This window comes from Roseofilum capinflatum BLCC-M114 (assembly GCF_030068505.1).
GTDB lineage: Bacteria > Cyanobacteriota > Cyanobacteriia > Cyanobacteriales > Desertifilaceae > Roseofilum > Roseofilum capinflatum.
Window position 1 is genome coordinate 1 of the sequence record NZ_JAQOSO010000050.1, and the last position, 2,820, is coordinate 2,820.

The 2,820-nt window shown below is 44.7% G+C and carries 2 protein-coding genes; both read right to left on the minus strand.

From position 1 onward, the window contains the following. Window positions 1-141: 141 nt before the first annotated feature. Window positions 142-750: a 30S ribosomal protein S4 gene (gene rpsD, locus PMG25_RS09135; protein ID WP_283766589.1), complete on the minus strand. Its 609-nt coding sequence runs from the start codon at window positions 748-750 to the stop codon at window positions 142-144. A gap of 224 nt (window positions 751-974) precedes the next feature. After that, the gene (locus PMG25_RS09140) at window positions 975-2,546 is read right to left on the minus strand and encodes an alpha/beta hydrolase (RefSeq protein ID WP_283766590.1); all 1,572 of its coding nucleotides are present in this window, start codon (window positions 2,544-2,546) and stop codon (window positions 975-977) included. Window positions 2,547-2,820: the final 274 nt, after the last annotated feature.

Below are 2,820 nucleotides of genomic sequence, written 5' to 3' on the forward strand. Positions count from 1 at the left end.
GGAATAGGGAATAGGGTTGTGGTACATGGCTTTGAGCCTTTAAGACTGTACACCACAACAGCGCCAAGTGCTGTATCAGTATTGAAAAGGGCGAAGAATTCTCCGCCCCTAAACCGATTGCTTTTGCTCTGGCAGATTGGCTTATACCAGACGGGAGTAGTATTCCACCACCAGTAGCTCATTGATTTGTAGAGCAACCCATTCCCGTTGAATTATGCCATTGACTTTAGCGGTCATTTTGGCCTTGTCAAATTCTAAATGGCTGGGAATGTTGGCTAAACCCGGATATTGCAGATTGGCTTCTACCAGTTTACGGGAGCGATCGCGATCTCTGACCGCAATTTCCTCACCTGGTTTACACTGATAACTGGCAATGCTCACCGGACGACCATTCACCGTTACATGACCATGGTTGACCAACTGGCGAGCTGCGGGAATTGTGGGAGCCATGCCCAGGCGAAATACGGTATTATCTAAGCGCATTTCTAGCAGTTGCAGCAGCACTTGCCCCGTAGAACCCGTGATCCGACGGGCTTTTTTCACATAGCGTAGAAGCTGCTTCTCGCTCAGACCATAGTTATAGCGCAGCTTTTGTTTCTCCTCTAGACGGATAGCATACTCTGACTTCTTCTTCCGAGCCTGACCATGTTGACCAGGGGGGTATGCCCGTCGAGAAGATTTACGAGTCAAACCAGGTAAGTCCCCCAAGCGCCGGGTTACCCGTAAGCGCGGGCCTCGGTATCGTGACATCGAAATTTCCTCTATTTTTTATTTTTACACAGACTTACTATTATACTCTCCATAACAATTTCTTGTCAATATTTATATCAAATCCTTAAATGGTTGCTACTTTCTGTGTACTGTAGAGACATGGTGGGTTCGTGCGGGTTTCCGCAAGCGGACATGAATACAAAAATAGTTGTCAGTCTACAAGATTTGGGTATAACCCGCCCCTACTCATTACTCATTACTCATTACTCTGAACTGATTGGTTTAACCACGGGAATGGGTAATTCTTGTCCATAGGTTTGCTCTAATTGTTCGACCTCTAAAGAGCGAATTAAATTTAGTTGTAGGGTTTCTCCATTCAGGGTTTGGGCATAACTGGCACTGAGGTAGGGAAGATAGGACTCATCTTCATGTAAATAGCCCTGAAAGAAGGCTAAACTTAAACTTTTCATGGCATTAATGCCGAGAGTATTATCTCTCGGCTTTTCTTGGGCCGATTCTGGAGTAAAGGGATTATTATTTTCCGTTGGAGCGCTGACCGAAAAATGGCTACCAGGAACCATTAAGGCTAGATATTTTTCTGGATGTTGGAGCCATAAAAAGGGATAAATTTGTTCAGTGACCACCGGGGTCACGATATCATGACTACTGGCCATGAGCAGAGTCGGAATCTCAATGTTGCCAATTTGTTCTGGGCCAAAAATGACACTACTGAGAGGATAAACGGCGATCGCCGCTTGAACGCGAGGATCGTGTAACTTGGGTCGATCCAGATCTATGCTATTGGCACGACATTGCAAGAAAATGGACACATTTAACATCGGATTATCCAGGGTACATGCTTGGCTCAAGCGTTCTCGATTCAACTCAGCTCCAGCCAAGGATAAAGCCGTCGTTGCCCCCAAGGAATGTCCTAAAACACCCACATTTTGCACATTAATTTCCTGGGCCCAAGAAACTCCTTGTGCTTGTAAGGTTTCCAATTCATCTAACATTTTTTTGATATCATAGGGACGATTCACAAATTCATCGGGATAAATTTCGGTATTTAACCAACCGCCTAACAGGGCTTGGCGATAAACTAAGTTAGAGCCAATATGTTCGGGAATCGCCACAGCAAACCCATAGGAAGCCAGATAGTTCGCTAGGTAAACAAAGTTACTCCGAGTCGATCCAAATCCATGGGAAATCACAATCAAAGGAACCGGTTGTTCTTGATTTTCCGGTAAATAGAGGTCAATATCCGACTCTGTAAGCTGACGGGTTTTGATGATTAAATTCTGTTCTCGAACTCTGAAGGGGCCAGGTTGCAGGATATCCGGTAGGGAATGGGGGAGGGGATTGGCGATCGCCTCAGCATTCGCTTGTTCAGTAATCGTTTTGACCGCAGAATTTCGGTACTGAAAAAACGTTGCTAAAATATTCTGCAATTCAAAAATCACGCTCGTATTAATCCGAATCCCTTGACTGGGAAAATAGCGCATAATATTGACCAACGTTAATCCCTCTGGATCGTCAGCCGCTAAAATCAATGCAGATCTAAGAGCATAAAACCCATTTTGCCGCTTCTGGGTTTGCACCAAATATCCTAACCGTTTCAATACCGCTTCTCCGATCGCGGTATAAGTCATCTGAGAAACAGCCACCGCACTTAAATTAAACCTTTGTTGCAGTAACTGTTGCAACTCATTCAGCTCTTCCGGCTCCATAAATTGGGCATAAAACTGAAAATCGGGAGTAATTTCCCCCGTTTTCGCAAACGTATCCAGAGCATCAACCGACATGGCAAACTCTAACGGCCCATAGGTCAAATACATCTTCTCGGCACTATGAGCAGGTCTTACTGACCCAGGCAAGAAACTGAACCCGAATAACAAGAATCCATAAAAACTTCTTAGTAAGATAGACTTAATTTTCATCGCTCACTCCTCAACATGATTCGATCATATAGCTAGTCTAAATGAGTTGTGCAACAGGAAATGCCCTCTCCCTATATCCCTCTCCCAAGGGAGAGGGACTTCTGCTCCCCTTCTCCCGCAGGGGGTTTTCATTTTCACAAATTATACCACAACAAAAGCAAAATCTTTGCTT

Coding starts and splice junctions, on each gene's coding strand:
- rpsD (WP_283766589.1), bottom strand. CDS start 750: ATGTCACGATACCGAGGCCCGCGCTTACGGGTAACCCGGCGCTTGGGG.
- PMG25_RS09140 (WP_283766590.1), bottom strand. CDS start 2,546: ATGTATTTGACCTATGGGCCGTTAGAGTTTGCCATGTCGGTTGATGCT.